18 protein-coding genes are annotated in these 16,997 nt (G+C 70.8%); 6 read left to right on the forward strand and 12 right to left on the reverse strand.

The window, feature by feature from the left end:
• Positions 1 to 33 precede the first annotated feature (33 nt).
• Entirely contained in the window at positions 34 to 342 is a 309-nt protein-coding gene (locus FBY40_RS04200) for a YrhB domain-containing protein (protein ID WP_141936660.1), read from the reverse strand.
• The gene (locus tag FBY40_RS04205; protein ID WP_160141343.1) at positions 339 to 968 is read right to left on the reverse strand and encodes a TNT domain-containing protein; all 630 of its coding nucleotides are present in this window, start codon (positions 966 to 968) and stop codon (positions 339 to 341) included. Before FBY40_RS04205 ends, FBY40_RS04200 begins: the two co-directional genes overlap by 4 nt.
• A gap of 80 nt (positions 969 to 1,048) precedes the next feature.
• Here FBY40_RS04205 and FBY40_RS04210 point away from each other — a divergent pair, with 80 nt between their 5' ends.
• Positions 1,049 to 1,480, forward strand: a complete 432-nt coding sequence (locus FBY40_RS04210) for a hypothetical protein (protein WP_160141344.1) — start codon at positions 1,049 to 1,051, stop codon at positions 1,478 to 1,480.
• Here the strand turns inward: FBY40_RS04210 and FBY40_RS04215 are convergent.
• The 8 genes from FBY40_RS04215 to FBY40_RS04245 form a co-directional block, all read right to left on the reverse strand.
• Positions 1,470 to 1,769 carry a YrhB domain-containing protein gene (locus tag FBY40_RS04215; RefSeq protein WP_141936665.1) on the reverse strand — a complete coding sequence of 100 codons (300 nt, stop codon included), beginning with the start codon at positions 1,767 to 1,769 and terminating at the stop codon, positions 1,470 to 1,472. The genes FBY40_RS04210 and FBY40_RS04215 overlap by 11 nt on opposite strands.
• A gap of 8 nt (positions 1,770 to 1,777) precedes the next feature.
• On the reverse strand, positions 1,778 to 2,239 hold the full coding sequence (locus FBY40_RS04220; RefSeq protein WP_141936667.1) for a hypothetical protein: 462 nt from the start codon (positions 2,237 to 2,239) through the stop codon (positions 1,778 to 1,780).
• Positions 2,240 to 2,408: 169 nt separating this feature from the next.
• Positions 2,409 to 2,540 carry a hypothetical protein gene (locus FBY40_RS17645; RefSeq protein WP_268815529.1) on the reverse strand — a complete coding sequence of 44 codons (132 nt, stop codon included), beginning with the start codon at positions 2,538 to 2,540 and terminating at the stop codon, positions 2,409 to 2,411.
• Between the two features lie 108 nt (positions 2,541 to 2,648).
• Positions 2,649 to 2,966, reverse strand: a complete 318-nt coding sequence (locus FBY40_RS04225; RefSeq protein WP_141936669.1) for a hypothetical protein — start codon at positions 2,964 to 2,966, stop codon at positions 2,649 to 2,651.
• Positions 2,950 to 6,030: a TNT domain-containing protein gene (locus FBY40_RS04230; protein WP_141936670.1), complete on the reverse strand. Its 3,081-nt coding sequence runs from the start codon at positions 6,028 to 6,030 to the stop codon at positions 2,950 to 2,952. Before FBY40_RS04230 ends, FBY40_RS04225 begins: the two co-directional genes overlap by 17 nt.
• 3 nt (positions 6,031 to 6,033) lie before the next feature.
• Complete coding sequence (locus tag FBY40_RS04235; protein ID WP_141936672.1) at positions 6,034 to 6,378, reverse strand: DUF6507 family protein; 345 nt, start codon at positions 6,376 to 6,378, stop codon at positions 6,034 to 6,036.
• A gap of 12 nt (positions 6,379 to 6,390) precedes the next feature.
• Complete coding sequence (locus FBY40_RS04240) at positions 6,391 to 6,702, reverse strand: pore-forming ESAT-6 family protein (protein ID WP_124291785.1); 312 nt, start codon at positions 6,700 to 6,702, stop codon at positions 6,391 to 6,393.
• Positions 6,703 to 6,716: 14 nt separating this feature from the next.
• Positions 6,717 to 7,049, reverse strand: coding sequence for a hypothetical protein (locus FBY40_RS04245; protein ID WP_124291784.1), 333 nt, complete (start codon positions 7,047 to 7,049; stop codon positions 6,717 to 6,719).
• A gap of 131 nt (positions 7,050 to 7,180) precedes the next feature.
• Between FBY40_RS04245 and FBY40_RS04250 the strand changes: the two genes are divergently transcribed.
• The 3 genes from FBY40_RS04250 to FBY40_RS04260 are packed head-to-tail and all read left to right on the forward strand — an operon-like array spanning position 7,181 to position 10,777.
• Positions 7,181 to 9,013, forward strand: coding sequence for a glycoside hydrolase family 15 protein (locus tag FBY40_RS04250; RefSeq protein WP_141936674.1), 1,833 nt, complete (start codon positions 7,181 to 7,183; stop codon positions 9,011 to 9,013).
• Entirely contained in the window at positions 9,010 to 9,372 is a 363-nt protein-coding gene (locus FBY40_RS04255) for a DUF4870 domain-containing protein (RefSeq protein WP_235014556.1), read from the forward strand. The genes FBY40_RS04250 and FBY40_RS04255 overlap by 4 nt, the downstream gene beginning before the upstream one ends.
• Positions 9,373 to 9,391: 19 nt before the next feature.
• A complete protein-coding gene (locus tag FBY40_RS04260; RefSeq protein WP_141936676.1) occupies positions 9,392 to 10,777 on the forward strand; it encodes a glycine--tRNA ligase in 1,386 nt (461 codons plus the stop codon).
• A gap of 33 nt (positions 10,778 to 10,810) precedes the next feature.
• Here FBY40_RS04260 and FBY40_RS04265 read toward each other — a convergent pair whose 3' ends face one another.
• Positions 10,811 to 11,233: a DUF1801 domain-containing protein gene (locus FBY40_RS04265; RefSeq protein WP_141936678.1), complete on the reverse strand. Its 423-nt coding sequence runs from the start codon at positions 11,231 to 11,233 to the stop codon at positions 10,811 to 10,813.
• The gene (locus FBY40_RS04270) at positions 11,230 to 11,802 is read right to left on the reverse strand and encodes an HhH-GPD-type base excision DNA repair protein (protein WP_141936681.1); all 573 of its coding nucleotides are present in this window, start codon (positions 11,800 to 11,802) and stop codon (positions 11,230 to 11,232) included. The genes FBY40_RS04265 and FBY40_RS04270 overlap by 4 nt, the downstream gene beginning before the upstream one ends.
• 79 nt (positions 11,803 to 11,881) lie before the next feature.
• Here FBY40_RS04270 and FBY40_RS04275 point away from each other — a divergent pair, with 79 nt between their 5' ends.
• Entirely contained in the window at positions 11,882 to 14,266 is a 2,385-nt protein-coding gene (locus tag FBY40_RS04275) for an FtsX-like permease family protein (RefSeq protein ID WP_141936683.1), read from the forward strand.
• Complete coding sequence (locus FBY40_RS04280) at positions 14,263 to 16,995, forward strand: FtsX-like permease family protein (protein ID WP_141936685.1); 2,733 nt, start codon at positions 14,263 to 14,265, stop codon at positions 16,993 to 16,995. The genes FBY40_RS04275 and FBY40_RS04280 overlap by 4 nt, the downstream gene beginning before the upstream one ends.
• The last annotated feature ends 2 nt before the right edge of the window (positions 16,996 to 16,997 follow it).

Here is a 16,997-nt window from a genome sequence, read left to right on the forward strand (position 1 = left end):
TCGCTCCCTGTCCGGCCACCGCCGCGGCCGCCGTCAGGATGACTCCCGCTCCCTCAGCCTCGCGAGCTGAACTCCGGCTGGTTCCGCGGTGCCCAATCGGAAAGGTGCTGAGCCGTCCTTGGGTATCGCGAAGGGGCCGTTGCCGGCGAGCGCCTGCATGACGTCTCCGTCCTCCATGAAGGCCCGGCTCTGATACCCCTGCACCCACCAGCGTCCGTGGTCCTCGGGTTGTCCGACGAGGACGCACGGAATTCCGCCGCGCTGCTCTGCCTCGGCCAGCATCCGAAGAGCGATACGGCGTGCGTCGGCTGCGCCGACGACATCCCCCGCGGGCGTGTTCACGGGGTCGCGATCCGCCGCAGCTGTCCTTCTCGCACGAGGTCGCGGATGCCCATGGAGGGATCCTGGACCGCGAATCGGATGCCGCCCCCTTCTCGCCCGAACCACGGCGGCGTGACGGTGGCGGCGACCCGGATGGGAGCCGTCGTGAGGAACGACTGGAGGGGCTGATCCAGGGCGGTCACCGGTAGCGAACGCGCCTCGAACGACGTGCCGGTCGGGTAGAGGAGGAACCCGTCGAGGGCTCCGATCCGATCGACCAGCAGACCGGCGGGCAGGTCGATCACGGTGTCCTTCACGCCGCGAGCGGCGAGATCCATCACATGCGGGGCGGCCCACGTGAGAAGCCGTTCCCGCTCGCTGTCGGGCAGTCCCTGCGGCTCGGGAAGCGGCGACAGGGCGTACTGGAACAGCGCGGTGACGATCTCCGCCGCCGATGGGCGCCGCAGCAGGACGCGCGACGTTCCGTAGTCGACGGTGGCGAGGGTCCACCGGTCACCGGCGTCGGCGACGACCAGTGCCCCTTCCCACGGCACCCCGTCATCCGCGGGGAGGAGGACAGCACGGTCGGCAACACCGTTCTCGCGCAGGGTGGTGCGAACGTCCGCCCAGGAGGTCTCGGGCGTCATCGGTCTCCTCTTTCGTCGCAGGACATCGCCGACAAGCCTATGCACACGGCCGGAATGCCGTTCGCCGTCAGAATAGGAGTGTGGATGACGCTGGAATTCTCGCGCTGTGGGCTGACCGCCTGGGTTACCTCCCGATGACGGACGACGGGACGTTCCTGGTCGGGTGGGGCGATCTGGAGACGGCATTCGCCATCCGAGAGGACAGCGAGGGGTTCACCGTCGAAAAGCAGAGTCGGGGTCAGTGGGCAACGCTCGGGCGCTTCTCGGCACGATCAGAAGCGGAGGCGTTCCTCGCCGTCTGCCTGGCATCGATCTGGCGCGCCGATCGTGGGCTCGGAGATGTCTTCCCCGCCGACCCCGCACCCGACACCACCGTCACCCGGACCGATCAGGGATACCACGTCGAAGCCCGAGGACACCACGCATCCTTCCGTCAACGCACGGACGCGAAACGCTACACCTACGTCGCCGGCCTCGGACTTCAGCGGGTCAACGACTTCCTCATGCAGTAGACGAGTCGGTCGGGGAGTCCTCCGAGGCCAGCGCTCGAATCTGTGTGTCCACGTCGCGAACCGAGGGAAGCGCGAACGGCGCCCCACCGTCTTTCGGCACGACGATCGGCGCGTTCCCGATCAGCATGGCGTCGACGTCGCCGCTCTCGACGTACCCTCGCCCCTGGGAGAAGAACACCCAGTACCGACCCGACTCGACCGGATCACCGAGGACGACGCGGTCGATACCGTCCTCGGCCGTCGACTGCTGGAGTGAGGCTTCGACGAGTCGGCGAGCTTCCTCAGCCATCCGCGCGCTCACGAGGCGGCGTCACTCGTCGGTACTGCACCGCCGAGCGCGCAATCCAGGACCTTGCCCTCGGCGACCGAGAGGTTCGACACCGTGTCGGTGCCGAACGGCGACGACACCTCCAGTGTCGGGTTCCGCCCCGCGTGCGGCACGACGGAGATCATCTCGTGCGCCCGCTCTGCACGAAAGTTCATGGGGTCGTCGGCAGTGATCGTCCATCCGGCGGCAGCGACCGCGTCTCGCACGCGACGGCCCAGCAGCTCGGTCAGCTCGGGCTCGAACGCGTCCGCGCCGGTCGCGAGAATCGCGTCCCGACGTCGGAACGCCTCGTCGCCGAACCAGCGCAAGACCTCGCCGTCATCGAGCTCACCGATCGGCCGGTCATGGGTTCGCAGCCACATTCCCGCCGCGGTCCACCACAGCTCGCTCACAGCCCACCGGCTGACGAGGATTCGCTCGTCTCGGTCCACCTCACACCTCTCCTCTTGCAGTCCTCAGCCGATTCATCTGCTCGTGCGCGGGCTCTGCGCTCGAGAGCCGGAAGGGCGTCGATCCATCCTTGGGGATGACGATCGGACCGTTGCCGGCCAGAGCTGCGTCCTCGTCCCCGTACTCGATAAGGGCCCGACTCTGAAAGGCCTACACCCACCAGCGCCCGTCGTCCTCCGGATCGCCGACGAGGACGCACGAAACCCCGCCGTGCTCCTCTGCGTCGGCGAGTAATCGGCGCGCGATACGCTGCGCCTCGGCCGCATCCATCTCAACAGCCATGCTCAGTCGAGGTCAGGCGCCAGGGGAAAGGACGTCTTTCAGGAAGCGCAGCCCGCCCCGGTCGGCTCTGCGCTGCCCTTTGCCGACCGACCGCAGCCCCACTCGCTGTCAACCGTGAAATCGGATGAATCCCCACCGCCACACGAGCGCTTCCACAGCACCATCCCCCAGCTCCGGAAGCGACTCCCGGTGCGCTTCCGTTGCGGCTCGTTTCACCTCGCTCGATGCCGGTCCGTCTACAACGATCTGATCGGACACCGCGAGCGCGCGTTTCACGTCGCGAAGCAGCTCGTCTCCGTGCTCCGAATCGAGTGCCAGAACCGCTGCTTCATCGGCGGTGGGGATCTTGTGCGATCCGCGACCGACATAGGCCACGATGGCGTCGTCGAGAAGCGGGTTCGTGCCTCGATCAGCGTCGGTAGACATACAACACCTCCCCGGTTCGGGCGTCGATGACGGTCACAGAGGTCACGTCCGGATTCTGGATGAGCGTCGGAAATTCGACTTCGTTCCACACCGATCCTTCGCGGACGTCGCCGAGATACGCACGCACGTCGCCTGACGCGTTTCTCGCGAGTGCTTCGGATACGGCGCGCCACGTGGCCCCGGTGGCGGGGTCGAACCAGTCGTCCGGCATGTCGTCGAGCAGGCCCTGCTTCTCCAACAATTGTTCGAGGGTCGAGCCGTGCGTCCGCGTCGTCAAGTCCGCGGCGCCGTTCATCGCGGCGTCCGGGATCACGACGCCGTCCTCATCCAACACGCGGCCCGACCAGAACGTGGCGTTGTCCGGCCCTGTCGCCGGATCGAGCCTGCCGAGGATGTTCTGGTCCGCCAGGGTGTAGTCGATGACTGCCGGCTGCGCGCTCCCCGTCGGGAAAGGACGGTACTCCGGATCGGGCACGGCCACCGACGTCTGCGAACCCTCTCCGTCCCCTCCGCCGCCATCCGTGGCGGTTTCCGGCTCACGGAAGACGGTCGAGTCCGACTCGGCCATGAACGCGATCTCTGATGCCGGGTCGGCTGCTGCCGCAGCATCGCTGTCGCCCTCGCGCAAACCTGCCCCCGCGTCCACGCCGTCCGGCACCGTCGGGGTCGTCGACTCGATGATCCGGTAGTCGTTCGACAGCAGCTGCTCGACGCTCAGAACACCGTCGACGTCGTCGACGAACTGGAGCTGGATGCCGCCGCCCGGCTGACCGAACGCCGGAGCGACCTCGGAGACCTCGATGTGGACCCCGGGAGGAAGCTCATCGGTGAGGCGGAACACGTGGTACCCGGCGTTGAGGTTGCCGCCCGGCAACGCCCGCTGCTCGAACAGCACACCCTCCGGCGAGAGGTAGGCGCCACCGCTCCCCCCGAAGCGGTCGATCGTGTCGCCGTAGTCGCGGTGGAACGCCTCCATGTCGGTGTACGACACCCGGGAACCCGGAACCGCCCCGTCGTTGCCGGGGTAGATGGGCCGGTTGTCCGGACCCATGTACCGCTCTTCCCACTCGGCGCGCGTGTACGGCTCCCCGTCCGAGCCGCGACCGTAGGGCGCCTCGGGGTCGGAGACGAGGTGCCGGATGTCCGCCGGCACCTCTGCCGGCGGCGCGTACTGGTCGGCCAGCGTGCCGTGATCGGCGCGAGGCTCGCCGTACTGGGGATCGATGTCTCCCCCGCGGTGCTCTGGGCCCTGCGTCCAGCCGTCGCCTTCGCCGCCACGATCGACCGGTGGCGAACCGTCGCCCGGTCCTGAACCGTCGCCCGATCCTGCACCCCCTCCGCTGGGGGTGTTCGCGTCGCCGCCCGACCCGCCCGACCCGCCGGTCTCGGTGCGAACGGGCGCCTCGTCGACGATCGCGTTCACCGGGGCCGGACCGGTCTCGCCGCGCACGCCACCGGCGTTCACCAGTTCCGGCTCGCGCACGGGCGCGGAGACGGATCCATCGGCGCCGCCGTCGCCGCCGCGCACGCCACCGCCTGCGGCGTTGTCGAACGAACCCGCCGGCATCTCGATCACACCGCCGGGGAACTCCAGCACCGGCGTGCCGGTCTCATCGACCCGGGCGAAGACGTTCTGCGGGTCGACACCGGCCTCGTCGAGGAGGCGCATCGCCGACGCCGAGTCGGTGGCGGTGTACACCTCGACGGGGCCGAGGTTCACGTCGACGGGCGCGTTGTCCAGGCGCCCGATGAGGTTGTCCAGGCTCCCGAGCCCGGCGCTTCCCAGGCGCATCGTGCCGTTCACGGCCCAGGCGGCCGGGTCGACGAAGTCGGCGACCCGCGCCATCCGAGAGAGGACGGATGCTGCCGTCGAGGCTGTCTTCACACCGGCGACGGCCGCGCCGCCCACCGGGATGAGGGCGGTGCCGACGTTGAACACCGACTCGCCGAGCGCGGTGCCCGGGTCATCGGCCCACTTGTCCCAGGCGATGAGCGCCTTGCCGGTGTTGATCGCGGCCTCATCGGCCTGCGCCTTGAAGTCGCGCACCTCCTGCGGAAGGAACCCGTCGCCGCCGAACTGCTGCATGAGCGTGTCGGCGTGGAAGATGGGCGCGAGCACCCCGCCGTTGGCCATCCCGGCGAACAGCAGATTGCCGAGGTTCCCCCAGGCCGCGCCATAGGCGTCGCCCGAGAAGAAGTCGCCGGTCGCGGGGTTGTACCCGAGCACGAGGGTGCCGAGGCCCTCCACCGTGCCCCAGATGCCGCCGACGGCGATGCCCTCCCAGAGGAAGTCCTTGAAGACGAATTTCGCCGTCGCCTCACCGCAGCCCTCGGTGCGTTCGACCTCGGCTCCCCAGGGCATCTCGGTGCCCTCGGGGATCTCCTCGATGCCGTAGCCGAGGGCGTCGTCCTCCGACTGCGCGGCCCGGAGCGGATCGGCGCCGTAGAGCGCACGGATCTTGTTCGCGCAGTCGCGCTCGGCCTCCCACAGCAGCACCTGCTGCGCATTCACCTGAGCGATGAGGTCGTTGTTGCGGTCGACGTACTCCTGGACCTCGTGCCACTCCTTCGTGACGGTCCGGTACTGCTCCACCGGCTCAGCAGAGCTCGTCGACCCGGCCGCTCCGTAGGCGTTCCACGAGCCCGAGTACGACGCCGCGGTCGTGCCGTAGGACCCGTACGCCGTGTAGGCGGGGTTCAGCTCCTGCACCTGGACGCCACCGGCGATCTCGGCGCGGAACGCCTGGGCGTCCAGCCGCAGCTGGTCGAGCGCTGCCTTGATCGGGCGCACCGCCTCGGCGAACCCGGTCAGCGCCTGCGAGACGACCGACAGGTTGTCGCCGACCTGGGTGGACTGCGTGTTCACCGGCTGCATCAGGTCGAGCACGATGCCCGACTCGGGCGCCTCGTACACCGCGGCCATCCCCTGCCACTTCGTGTGCACCGCGGCGCCGTGGTCGCGCACCTGACCGGAGACCGTGTTCACCGTGCCCGCGTGGAGCTCGATGGTGTCCGGATCGATGTCCTTACCCGGAATCGCGTCCGGATCGATGGCACTCGGCATCTGTCACATCACCCCCGGCGGCAGCACGGGCGGGTAGACCGTCGCGTGGGCCGCAGACTGCGCGTGGGCCGCCATGTCCAGGTCGCCCTGCACGTAGGCCTCCGTCGCGCTCACGACACCCGTCGCGGCCGCGCCGATCCGGGTGCTCATCCCCTGGATGCGGGGACCCTCTTGAATCTGGAAGTACGACTGCACCGCTTCAGCGATCGCGGCCGACTGCGAGGCGGTCACCGCCCCCTCGAGGGCGGGACTGAGGTTGTTCAGCGCGGTGCCGAGGGCCTCGGCATCGACGTTGACGTCCTGCAGTACGGCGACGACCCCTGACGGTTGGATTCTCCAGCCCGTCACAGGTCAGCCTCCTCAGCCGATGGATTCGACCGCGGTACGCGCCTTGCTGAGAGCGGTCTGCGCCGACTCGTCATTGCGCTCCAGCGACGACCGGAGCGTCTGGATGATCGAGCGCACCTCGCCCGCGGCGTTCTTCCACCGCAGCTCCTTGGCGCGGTAGTCCTCCGACACGCCGTCGGCGGCGTAGTCGGCCATCGCGGCGTTCACGTCGCGGTCATGCGCGTCGATCAGCGTCTCGAGCTGAGCGGCCACGCGGTTGAAGTTGTCCTGTGCGTTCTGCGATGCCGGAATGCTGTAATCCCGGCGGTCACCCTGATTCGCCATGATGATCCCCCTCGTCATCGAGCGCCGAAGCGCGCCGCGTCGAACGATGAACCCGACTCCAGGCTGGTGGTGGAGTCGACCATCGACGCCTCACCCTCCTGGAACGACCGGTCCATCCCTGCGATACCGCCGAGAACGCCGTCCAGCGCGAGCTTCAGCTCGCCGGAGATGGCGTCGGTGCGGGCCTTGAAACGGTCGAACGCCACGCGTCCCGCGCCCTGGAACTGCCCCTCCAGCGGCTCCGCCGCCTCGAGCAGCTGCCGCACCAGCAGTGCCAGCTCGTCACTCGACCCGGAGGTCGCCTTTCCCAGCACGCCCAGCGTGTCAGCCCCCATCGCGAACTTCATCGCGTACCTCCCCGAACCGTTGACAACGACTTCCACAGCCTAGACAACCGCGAAACCGCCTTCCAATCAGATGAGAGAACTCTCCTTTTCGGGCTTCCCAGCTGACACGATGGACCCGACGGGAGGGCCTCATGGCGGATTACCCCAACATCGCCGACCACGGCGTGATCGGCGACCTGCAGACGGCCGCGCTGGTGGCCACCGACGGCACGATCGACTGGTTCTGCGCGCCGAGGTTCGATTCCCCGAGCATCTTCGGGTCGCTCCTCGACGCCGAGACGGGTGGTTTCTGCAGCATCCGGCCGATCGCCGACGACGTCGTGACCCGACAGCTCTACCTTCCCGACACCGCCATCCTCATCACCCGCTTCATGACCGAGGACGGCGTCGGCGAGGTGGTCGACTTCATGCCGATCGCGGGACGCGGGCATACCCAGCGTCACCGCATCGCACGCCTCATCCGCGTCGTGCGCGGTGCGATGGAGTTCGAAGCCGAGGTGAGGCCCCGGTTCGGATATGGACAGCACCCCGAGAGCATCGAGGCCTCGCCCGATCACGGTGTGGTGTTCAGCGGAGCCGGCCAGACTCTCACCGTCCACCGGGTCGGCGACGTCATCGAGCGCGACGGTGCTCCCGCCGGCCACCTGGAGATGGTCGACGGCGCCCTCCGCATCCGGGGCGAGCTCCGCGCCGGTGAGAGCACGGGGCTGCTCCTGGAGACCGGCGGTGCCCGCGCCGAGCGGGTGCCGGCCGGTGAGCTGGACCGGATGTTCCGACGCACCCAGAGGTTCTGGCGGGAGTGGGTGGACCGATCGACCTATCGCGGTCGATGGCGGGAAGTGGTCACACGTTCGGCCATCACCCTGAAACTCCTCACCTATGCGCCCACCGGGGCCATGGTCGCCGCACCCACTGCCGGACTGCCCGAGCAGGTCGGCGGCGAGCGCAACTGGGACTACCGCTACACGTGGATCCGCGACGCGTCGTTCTCCGTCTCGGCCCTGCTCGCGCTCGGGTACGCCGACGAGGCGGAGGCCTTCGTGGCGTGGCTCGCCGATCGGGTCAAGGAGAGCGTCGGTGACGAGTCGGGTCCGCTGAAGATCATGTACCGCGTCGACGGCACCCACGACCTCGACGAGACGATGCTCGAGAACTTCGAGGGCTACCGGGGCTCCCGACCGGTCCGCATCGGAAACGGGGCGGAGGACCAGCTGCAGCTGGACATCTACGGCGAGGTCATGGACTCCATCGCCCATGCCCAGGCCCACGGCCTGATGCTCTCGCACCGCGGGTGGACCGAGGTCGCCCGCATGCTCGACTGGGTGTGCGACAACTGGCAACGAGACGAAGAAGGAGTCTGGGAGACCCGCGGCGGACGCCAGCGCTTCACCTTCGGGCGCCTGATGTGCTGGGTGGCGCTGGACCGCGGCATCCGTCTGGCGGAATCGATCGGAAAACCCGCCGACATCGTCCGGTGGCGTACCGAGCGCGACGCGCTCTACTCCGAGATCATGACCGCCGGTTGGGACGACAAGCGTCACGCCTTCGTCCAGCACGAAGGGACGGATGTGCTGGATGCATCGCTCCTGGTCATGCCGCGGACAGGTTTCGTCTCGCCGCGCGATCCCCTGTGGCTCTCGACCCTTCGGGCGATGGACGAGGAGCTCGTCTCGGACAGCCTCGTCTACCGCTACAACCCGGCGGCATCGCCTGACGGCCTGCGCGGGTCGGAGGGCACCTTCACCCTCTGTTCCTTCTGGTACGTCGACGCCCTCGCCCGGTCGGGCCGACTGGATGACGCGCGGCTGACGTTCGAGAAGATGCTGACCTACGCCAATCACCTGGGCCTCTACGCCGAGGAGATCGGCCTCACCGGGGAGCAGCTGGGCAACTTCCCGCAGGCGTTCAGCCACCTCGCCCTCATCACCGCCGCCGTCAACCTCGACAGGATGCTAGGAACATGACCACGCCGCCGCCCGTCCCGCCCGCCGCCGAACCGATGAGCCCCTCCGATGAGAAGCTCTGGGCCACCCTCGTCCACCTCGGCGGACTCTTCCTCGGGTTCCTCGCCCCTCTCATCGGGTACCTCGTGCTCAGGGATCGCGGACCGTTCGTGCGGGCGCACACCGCCACCGCCCTGAACTTCCAGCTCACCCTGATCATCGCCTACCTCGTCGGCGGCATCCTGACCTTCTTCCTCATCGGGCTCTTCGTCATCCTGGCCGCCTACGTCCTGAACATCGTGTTCTGCATCATCGCCGCCGTCGCCGCCAACCGTGGTCAGTGGTACACCTACCCGCTGTCGATCTCGTTCGTCCGATAGGGCTCACTAGAATCGACGGGTGCCCGACCAGTCCCGTCTCGATAAAGTCATCGCCCTCGCTCGCCATCGCGGGTTCGTCTTCCAAGCGGGCGAGATCTACGGCGGATCGCGCTCCGCGTGGGACTACGGGCCCCTCGGCACCGAGCTGAAGGAGAACATCCGCCGCCAGTGGTGGCAGACGTTCGTCCGCGGACGCGGCGACATGGTGGGCCTGGACTCCTCCGTCATCCTGCCCAAGCGCGTGTGGGAGGCGTCGGGCCACGTCGCCACCTTCACCGACCCCCTCGTGGAGTGCCTGCAGTGTCACAAGCGCTTCCGCGCCGACACCCTGATCGAGGACTTCGAGGCGCGGAAGGGCCGCACCGCCGAGAACGGCCTGGCCGAGGTGCCGTGCCCGAACTGCGGCACGAAGGGGCAGTACACCGAGCCGAAGGCGTTCTCGGGTCTGGTGAAGACGTATCTCGGTGTCGTCGACGACGAGTCGGGGCTGCACTACCTGCGGCCCGAGACCGCGCAGGGCATCTTCGTCAACTTCTCCAACGTGCTGACCGCCAGCCGCAAGAAGCCCCCGTTCGGCGTCGGCCAGGTGGGCAAGGCGTTCCGCAACGAGATCACCCCGGGCAACTTCATCTTCCGCACCCGCGAGTTCGAGCAGATGGAGATCGAGTACTTCACCCCGCCGGCCGAGGCCGAGACGTGGTTCCACCACTGGGTCGAGGCGTGCTGGAGCTGGTTCGTCGACCTCGGCATCGACGAGGCGAACATGCGTCGCTTCGACGTGCCCGCCGAGGACCGCGCGCACTACTCCGCCGGCACCATCGACCTGGAGTACCGCTTCGGCTTCCCGGGCAAGGAGTGGGGCGAGCTGATGGGCGTGGCGAACCGCACCGACTACGACCTCAAGAGCCACAGCGAGGCATCGGGCCAGTCGCTGACCTTCTTCGATCAGGCCTCGGGGGAGAAGTACACCCCGTACGTCATCGAGCCCTCGTTCGGTCTGACCCGGTCGATGATGGCGTTCCTCGTCGATGCGTACCACGAGGAGGAGGCGCCCAACGCCAAGGGCGGTACCGACAAGCGCACCGTGCTGCGCCTCGATCCGCGCCTGGCTCCGGTCAAGGCCGCGGTGCTGCCGCTCTCGCGCAACGAGCAGCTCTCGCCGATCGCCCGCGAGGTGGCCGACGACCTGCGCGGGCAGTGGAACGTCGACTTCGACGACGCCGGCGCGATCGGTCGTCGCTATCGCCGACAGGACGAGATCGGCACGCCGTTCTGCGTCACCATCGACTTCGATTCGCTCGAGGACCGGGCGGTCACCGTCCGCGATCGCGACACGATGGGTCAGGAGCGGGTGCCTCTCGAGGGCCTGCGTGCCTACCTCGCGGAGCGCCTGAAGGGGGCCTGACTCAGCCGGTGACACTGCTCGCCGGTGACCGGCTCAGCCGGTGACGGTGATGGCGGCGTACTCGCCGCCGCCGCTGGTCACCGACGCGAAGCTCTGCACCAGGATGTGTCGCAGCACGTCGAGGTCGACCTTCTCGAGGTCGGTCAGGTAGATGCACGACACGCTCGAGGTGTGCGGCCCGAGTTTCGCCAGATCGTCGGTGTGCGCCGCGACGGCGTCGACGTAGACCGTGGTCGACGCCTTGCGCGGCGCGAACGACAGCAGCGGCATGTCGCCCTCGGTGCCGGTGGGATAGCGGTAGTGGCAGCTGCCGAAGCCGATGATCGTGCCCCACAGCGCCGGTTCCCGGCCGGAGATCTCGCGCATCATCGTCACGAGCGTCTCGGCGTCCCGCCGACGGCGCTCCGGTGTCACCGCGGCGATGTACCCCTCGACGTCGCCGCCGGTCGTCTTCACGACGACTCCTTCGCCTTCGCCTTCATCGCGCGTTTGTGTTCGCGCACCTTCGTCAGCGACTCGGGCGAGACGATGTCGGCGACGCTGCGGAACGCCCCCTCCTCGCCGTAGGGCGCGGACGCCTCCCGCCATCCGGCGCCGGTGTAGCCGTACTGCTTGCCCAGGAGCGCGAGGAAGATCTTCGCCTTCTGCTCCCCGAATCCCGGGAGCTTCTTGAGGCGCTTCAGCACCTCGGCGCCATCGGGCTCGTCGCGCCGCCAGATCGCCGAGGCGTCGCCGCCCCACTCCTCGACGACGGCGGTGCACAGCGACTGCACGCGCGCCGCCATCGAGCCGGGGAAGCGGTGCACCGCCGGGGTGGCCGAGAACAGCTCGGCGAAGGCGTCGGGCTCGAAGCCCGCGATGGCGGCCGCATCGAGGGTGCCGGCTCGCTCCGAGATCTTCAACGGCCCCGCGAAAGCGGTCTCCATCGCGACCTGCTGGTCGAGCAGCATCCCGATCAGCAACGCGAGCGGATCGTCGGTGAGCAGCTGATCCGCGGTCTCATCACCGGTGATGTGAAGCGTCATGCCGACAGTCTCGCACCCGTTAGGTTGTCAGGAGCCATCGATCGGACCACTCAGCGATCGGACCAAGGAGGTGCGCGACGTGGCGGATCCGCGCACCCTCGGCACGGCCGGCCTGGTCGTGCGCAGGGCGCGTGCCCGCGCCGGGCAGCTCGGCGCCCTCTCGGCGACCGTCGCCGTCGCAGTGGCCACCGTCATCCTCGTCCTCGTCGTCACCGGCGATGCCGAGTCGCTCGCCCGCGCCGCCGCGGCCGCCGGCACCCCCGACGACGAGGTCGCCGCCGCGGTCGCCGTCGGCGCGGGTTCGCTCGCCTCAGCGCTTCCGTCCCTCCTCCTCACCGTCACCGTCGTGGCGGGGGCCGCGGTGGCGCAGCTCGGTCGGCTGCTCGCCGCTGCACGCGAGCACGAGACCGACACCGCCCGCGCCCGGGGGCTCTCGCGCGGGCAGGCGCTCGTGCTCCACGCGATCGAGGCGCTGGCGGTCGGTGTCGCCGGCGCGATCGCAGGCGCGGTCGCCGCCGCCGGGCTCGCGTCGGCGATCGCAGGGACGGATGCCGCGGCCGCGGCGGTCTCGCAGACGGCGTCCGGGGCGTTGGTCGCCCTGCTCCTCGCGGCGATCCTCGTCGTGGCGCTGGCGCGCCGCTCGATCACGCGTCGCCGGGGAGCACGGGCGACCGGCGCCGCCGCCGTGGTCATCGTGCTCGCGGCAGCGGCCCTCGGCCTCTGGCAGCTCGGGTTCGCCCGGCCCGGCGGGTTCGACCCGATCGTGGCGCTCACCCCCACCGTGGTCCTCCTCGCCGCGGCGCTGGCAGCGCTCGCCGCCTTTGGCGTCATCGCGCGCATCGCGGCGCTTCCGGCGGCGCGCACCCGGGGCCTGGAGACCGCGCTCGGCCGGCGCCAGATCGCCCGCCGGCTCCCGCTCTCGGGGGTGGCCGTGCTGCTGGTGGCCCTGACGGTGTCGCAGGCGGTGCTCGCCGGCGCATTCGCCGGCACCTGGGTCGCCGCCGCGTCGGATTCCGCCGCGCTGCGCGTGGGCGCCGACCTCCGCGTCGACCTGGCACCGCAGAGCGCCTCGCCCGCGGATCTCGCCGCGGCTGCCGCCGTGGAGGGCGTCGATGCGGTGGCGGGGGCGGTCACCGACATGCTCGAGTTCGGCGACGATGACGTGAGCCTCGTCGCACTCCCCGCCGCTCTCGCGCCGGAGGTCATGACCGATGCGGGCGGCGCGGCCGATCCCGAGGCGCTCGTGCGGGCGGTGACCGACGAGGAGGGCGCCGGCGCGGGCGACGTCGCGCGGGCGGCACCCGTCGCGCTCGGGGACGGAGCCGCCGGTCTCTCGATCACCGTGTCGACGCAGTGGACCGGTGCCGACGTGAGCGGTGCGCTGCAGCCGCTCGCCATCCTCCTCGACGCGCGCGGGACGCCTGTGTCGCAGCCGCTGTCGCTGTCGTCGATCGACGGCGCGCAGGTGGTGGCCGAAGCCGCTCTCCCCGAGGGGGCAGCGCCGTGGACGCTGGCCGCGCTCGTCGTGCGCGTGGGCCCGACCCCCGGCGTGCCCGCGGGAACGGTGACGCTGGACCGGGTCTCGGCGGTCGGAGGGGAGACCCTCGACCTCGCCGGCTCGGTCGTCTTCGAGGGTGGGGACCGCGAGCGGGTGATCTGGCTCGCCGACGGCCGGGAACGCGGACCCGCAGCCGTGCCGGCCGAGGCCCTGCGGGTCGCCGTCTCCGAAGGGTTCGGGGCGCGGTTCGGCATCGCCGTCGGCGACCGTCTCGACTACCGGGTGGCCGGCACCGGGCGCCGCGGCGAGGTGCTCGTCGCCGCCGTCGTCGCGGCCATCCCCGGGGCGTCGCGCACCGACGCCGTCTTCGCGGTGACGGACGATCTTCTCGTCGCCTCCCTGCAGCGGGGAACGTCGTTCGCCCTCCCCGGGAGCGTGTGGGCCGCGGGCCGCACAAGCTCCGACGCCGCGCTCAGCGCGACGTTCGACGACCGTCCTGTGCGCGTGGCCGCCCCCGGGGTGGCCGACCGGATGATCGGGGTGCTCGTTCCGGGGTGGTGGGTGGCCGCCGGTGGCGCTGCCGTGCTCGCGCTGATCGCCACGCTCGCCATCGTCCAGTCGCTCGCTCTCGCGCGGGGGCCCGAGGTCGCGGTCCTCCGTGCGCTCGGCGTCACCACCGGCCGGCAGGCGCGGCTGCGCGCCGGTGAGCTCGGAGCGATCCTCGGCGGCTCCGCCCTCCTCGGCGTGGTGGCCGGCGGAGCGGTCACGCTCCTTCTGGCCGCACCCCTCGTCCGCGCGACGACGCCCGGCATCCTTCCCGTGGCCCTCTCGCTTCAGCCTGCCTGGGTTCCGCTCATCGGCGTCGTGACGGTGGTCGTGGCGGGGCTCGCCCTCATCGTCGTGGGTGCGAGCCTGAGCGTCGATCGCGCCGCCCGTGACGCGCTCGTAGGGGAGGAGGCCCGGTGAGCGGCCGCGTGACCCGGGCGGCGCTCCTGCGCCACCACCTCGGCTTCGCCTCGGGCGGGGGTTTCGTGGTCGCCCTGCTCGTGCTGGTTCTCACGGTGCTCACCACCACGGCTCCCGTCGCCCTCGGGCGCCTCGGCGACGCGACCGTGCAGTACCGGCTCGCCGGGCTCAGCGCGGTCGAGCGCGACGTCGTGGCCGACGAGAACGGCATCCCCCAGGTCGCGCCCGAGGTGCTGTTCTCCAACCCGACCGTCGTCGACGATGTCTGGGGAGGCTTCACAGCCGAGGTCGAGCGGATCCGCGGCGAGGCGGCGGCGCCGCTCCCCGACATCCTGCAGCCGGCGCGCACGGTCGCCGTCGGCTCACCGGCCGTCCTGGCCGACGAGCCGGGGACGGCGGAGATCGCCGTCGCCGTGGACCCCCGTTACGAAGACGAGATCGAGATCGTCGACGGCCGGCTGCCCGAGCCCGCGGTCTTCGTCGAGCCGGGCGCCGAGGTCGCGGACGGTCAGGCCTTCGGGAGGATCGAGATCATCCTGTCGGCCGACACCGCCGACGAGCTCGAGTGGGAACGCGACACCACGCGTCAGATCACCGGCTTCGACGGCATCGTCGATGTCGTGCTCGTCGGTGTCTTCGCCCCCGTCGATCCCGCCGGTGCGTACTGGCAGCACGTCGCCTCGGTGCTCGAGCCAAACATCTTCGATGACGGCAACATGCCGCGGGTCGTGACCGGCACCGGGTTCGCCCATCCGGCGTCCCTCCGCGCGACCTTCCCGACGCAGGGCGCGAGCGTCACGACGATCGTCTGGTACCCCTTCGACGAGACCGCGGTCGACGCGCGCGACGCCGAGGCGGTCGCGGCGGGCCTTCGTCTCCTCACCGCGGTGGGGCACACCGTCGCCGAGACCTCGGCCGGCAGCGGCGGCATCCTGAGCCTGCGGTTCACCGCCGACGTCATCGGCGCCATCGACGCCGCGCTCGCCCAGGAGCGGGCGACCGCAGGGGTGGTCGCCATGATCGCCTCCGGCCCGATCGGCGTGGCTGCCGCGGTGCTGATCCTCGGCTGTCGGCTCGTGTTCGACCGGCGCCGACCCGCTCTGCGCCTCCTCGCTGCGCGTGGCGCGGACACCGCGCAGCTCCGGGCTCTTCTGGCGCTCGACGGCGTGGCCTGCGGCATCCTTCCGGCGCTCTTCGGTGTCGGGATCGGCATGGCCCTCACGCAGGTGGTCCTCGGAACCGTCCCCGACGTCGCGGGGGTCGGGCTGGCGGTCGCCGTCGGTCTCCTTCCCGCCGTCATGCTGGCCGTCCTCGCACCGTCGGCCGCCGACCGCCGGCCTCGCGCCGATCTCGGCGGGCGCGGATCGCGGCTGCGGGTCATCGGCGAGGGCGCGGTGCTCGTCCTCGCCGCACTCGCGCTCACGCTGCTGCTGATCCGCGGTGCGGGTGACGGCGCCGACCTCCTGACCGCGGCGACACCGCTGCTGCTCGCGCTCGTCGCGTGCGTCGTGACGCTGCGGCTGTATCCGCTGCCGCTCGCGGCGATCCTCCGGCGATCCCGCGGAGCCCGCGACCTCGCGGGCTATCTCGGAGCCGTGCGGGCGCTGCGGGAGCCCGCGATCGGGCTGACCCCCGTGCTCGCGCTCGTGGTCGGGGTGTCGGTGGCGGTCTCCTCCGGCATCCTCCTCTCCACCGTCCAGGCGGGCATTGACCGATCGGCGGGCGCGCAGATCGGCGCCGACATCCGGGTGGCGGGCGGCATCATCACGCGCGACCAGCTCGCGCAGCTGGGCGCCCTGGACGGCGTGGCGGGGGCGACGGGGATCTCGGGGGCGGAGCCCGTCACCCTCGACATCGACGGTGAGCGGGTCGGCACCTCGGCCTTCGTCGTCGACGCCGACGACCTCCGCGCGGTGCAGGGGGAGGGCCCGGGGATGCTGCCGCCCGGCGTCTCGCTGGCACCGACGTCCGGGTCGCTTCCGATCGTCGTCTCGACCGCGCTCGCCGACGAGATCGACGGCCGCGACGGCCTGCGGGTCGGCTCGGTGCCCGCCGAGGTCGTGGGGGTGCTCGACGGACCGGCCCCGATCGGCGCACGCGCGGCCTGGCTGGCGCTCGACGCCTCGGCCGCCGAGGAGGCGCTCGGTCGGGATCCGAGCGACCGCACCGCGGTGCTGCGGCTCGCGCCCGGCGGCGACCCGGGTGCGGTGCTCGACGCGGTGCGGCAGGTCGTGAGCCCCACGCTCCGCATCGACACCGCCCGCGAGATCACCGACGGGATCGAAGCGAGTCCTGCCGTCGCGGGTCTGCGCGCCGCGCTCCTCACCGCGACGGCGCTCGCCGCACTTCTCGGCGCCCTCGCGGTGGTGATGACCCTCACCCTCGCCGCCGCGCCGCGGGCGCGGCTGCTCGCCCTGCTCCGCACGCTCGGCGCCCCGGCCCGCATCGGGCGCGCCCTGGCGGCGTGGGAGGTCGCGCCGGCGGGACTCGCCGCCCTCATCGCGGGCACCCTGTTCGGCGCTCTCGTGCCGCTCGTGGTCCTGGCCGGGGTCGACCTCCGGTCGTTCACCGGATCGACGGCTCAGCCCGCCTATGCCGTCGATCCCGTGATCCTCGGGGTCACGCTCGGTGCCTTCGTCGCGCTCGTGGCGCTTGCCACGCTCATCGCCCTGGCGGTCTCGCGCCGCGCCCGCACCTCGCGCCTCCTGCGCACGGTCGAGGAAGGATAGGA

Source organism: Microbacterium sp. SLBN-154, from assembly GCF_006715565.1.
In the GTDB taxonomy this organism is placed as follows: Bacteria; Actinomycetota; Actinomycetes; order Actinomycetales; family Microbacteriaceae; genus Microbacterium.

What these genes read in the sequence shown, in the direction of transcription:
- FBY40_RS04215 (WP_141936665.1), bottom strand. Translation starts at nt 1,769, where the DNA reads ATGGCTGAGGAAGCTCGCCGACTCGTCGAAGCCTCACTCCAGCAGTCG.
- FBY40_RS04225 (WP_141936669.1), bottom strand. Translation starts at nt 2,966, where the DNA reads ATGTCTACCGACGCTGATCGAGGCACGAACCCGCTTCTCGACGACGCC.
- FBY40_RS04205 (WP_160141343.1), bottom strand. Translation starts at nt 968, where the DNA reads ATGACGCCCGAGACCTCCTGGGCGGACGTTCGCACCACCCTGCGCGAG.
- FBY40_RS04270 (WP_141936681.1), bottom strand. Translation starts at nt 11,802, where the DNA reads ATGACGCTTCACATCACCGGTGATGAGACCGCGGATCAGCTGCTCACC.
- FBY40_RS04245 (WP_124291784.1), bottom strand. Translation starts at nt 7,049, where the DNA reads ATGAAGTTCGCGATGGGGGCTGACACGCTGGGCGTGCTGGGAAAGGCG.
- FBY40_RS17645 (WP_268815529.1), bottom strand. Translation starts at nt 2,540, where the DNA reads ATGGCTGTTGAGATGGATGCGGCCGAGGCGCAGCGTATCGCGCGCCGA.
- FBY40_RS04240 (WP_124291785.1), bottom strand. Translation starts at nt 6,702, where the DNA reads ATGGCGAATCAGGGTGACCGCCGGGATTACAGCATTCCGGCATCGCAG.
- FBY40_RS04255 (WP_235014556.1), top strand. Translation starts at nt 9,010, where the DNA reads ATGACCACGCCGCCGCCCGTCCCGCCCGCCGCCGAACCGATGAGCCCC.
- FBY40_RS04230 (WP_141936670.1), bottom strand. Translation starts at nt 6,030, where the DNA reads ATGCCGAGTGCCATCGATCCGGACGCGATTCCGGGTAAGGACATCGAT.
- FBY40_RS04250 (WP_141936674.1), top strand. Translation starts at nt 7,181, where the DNA reads ATGGCGGATTACCCCAACATCGCCGACCACGGCGTGATCGGCGACCTG.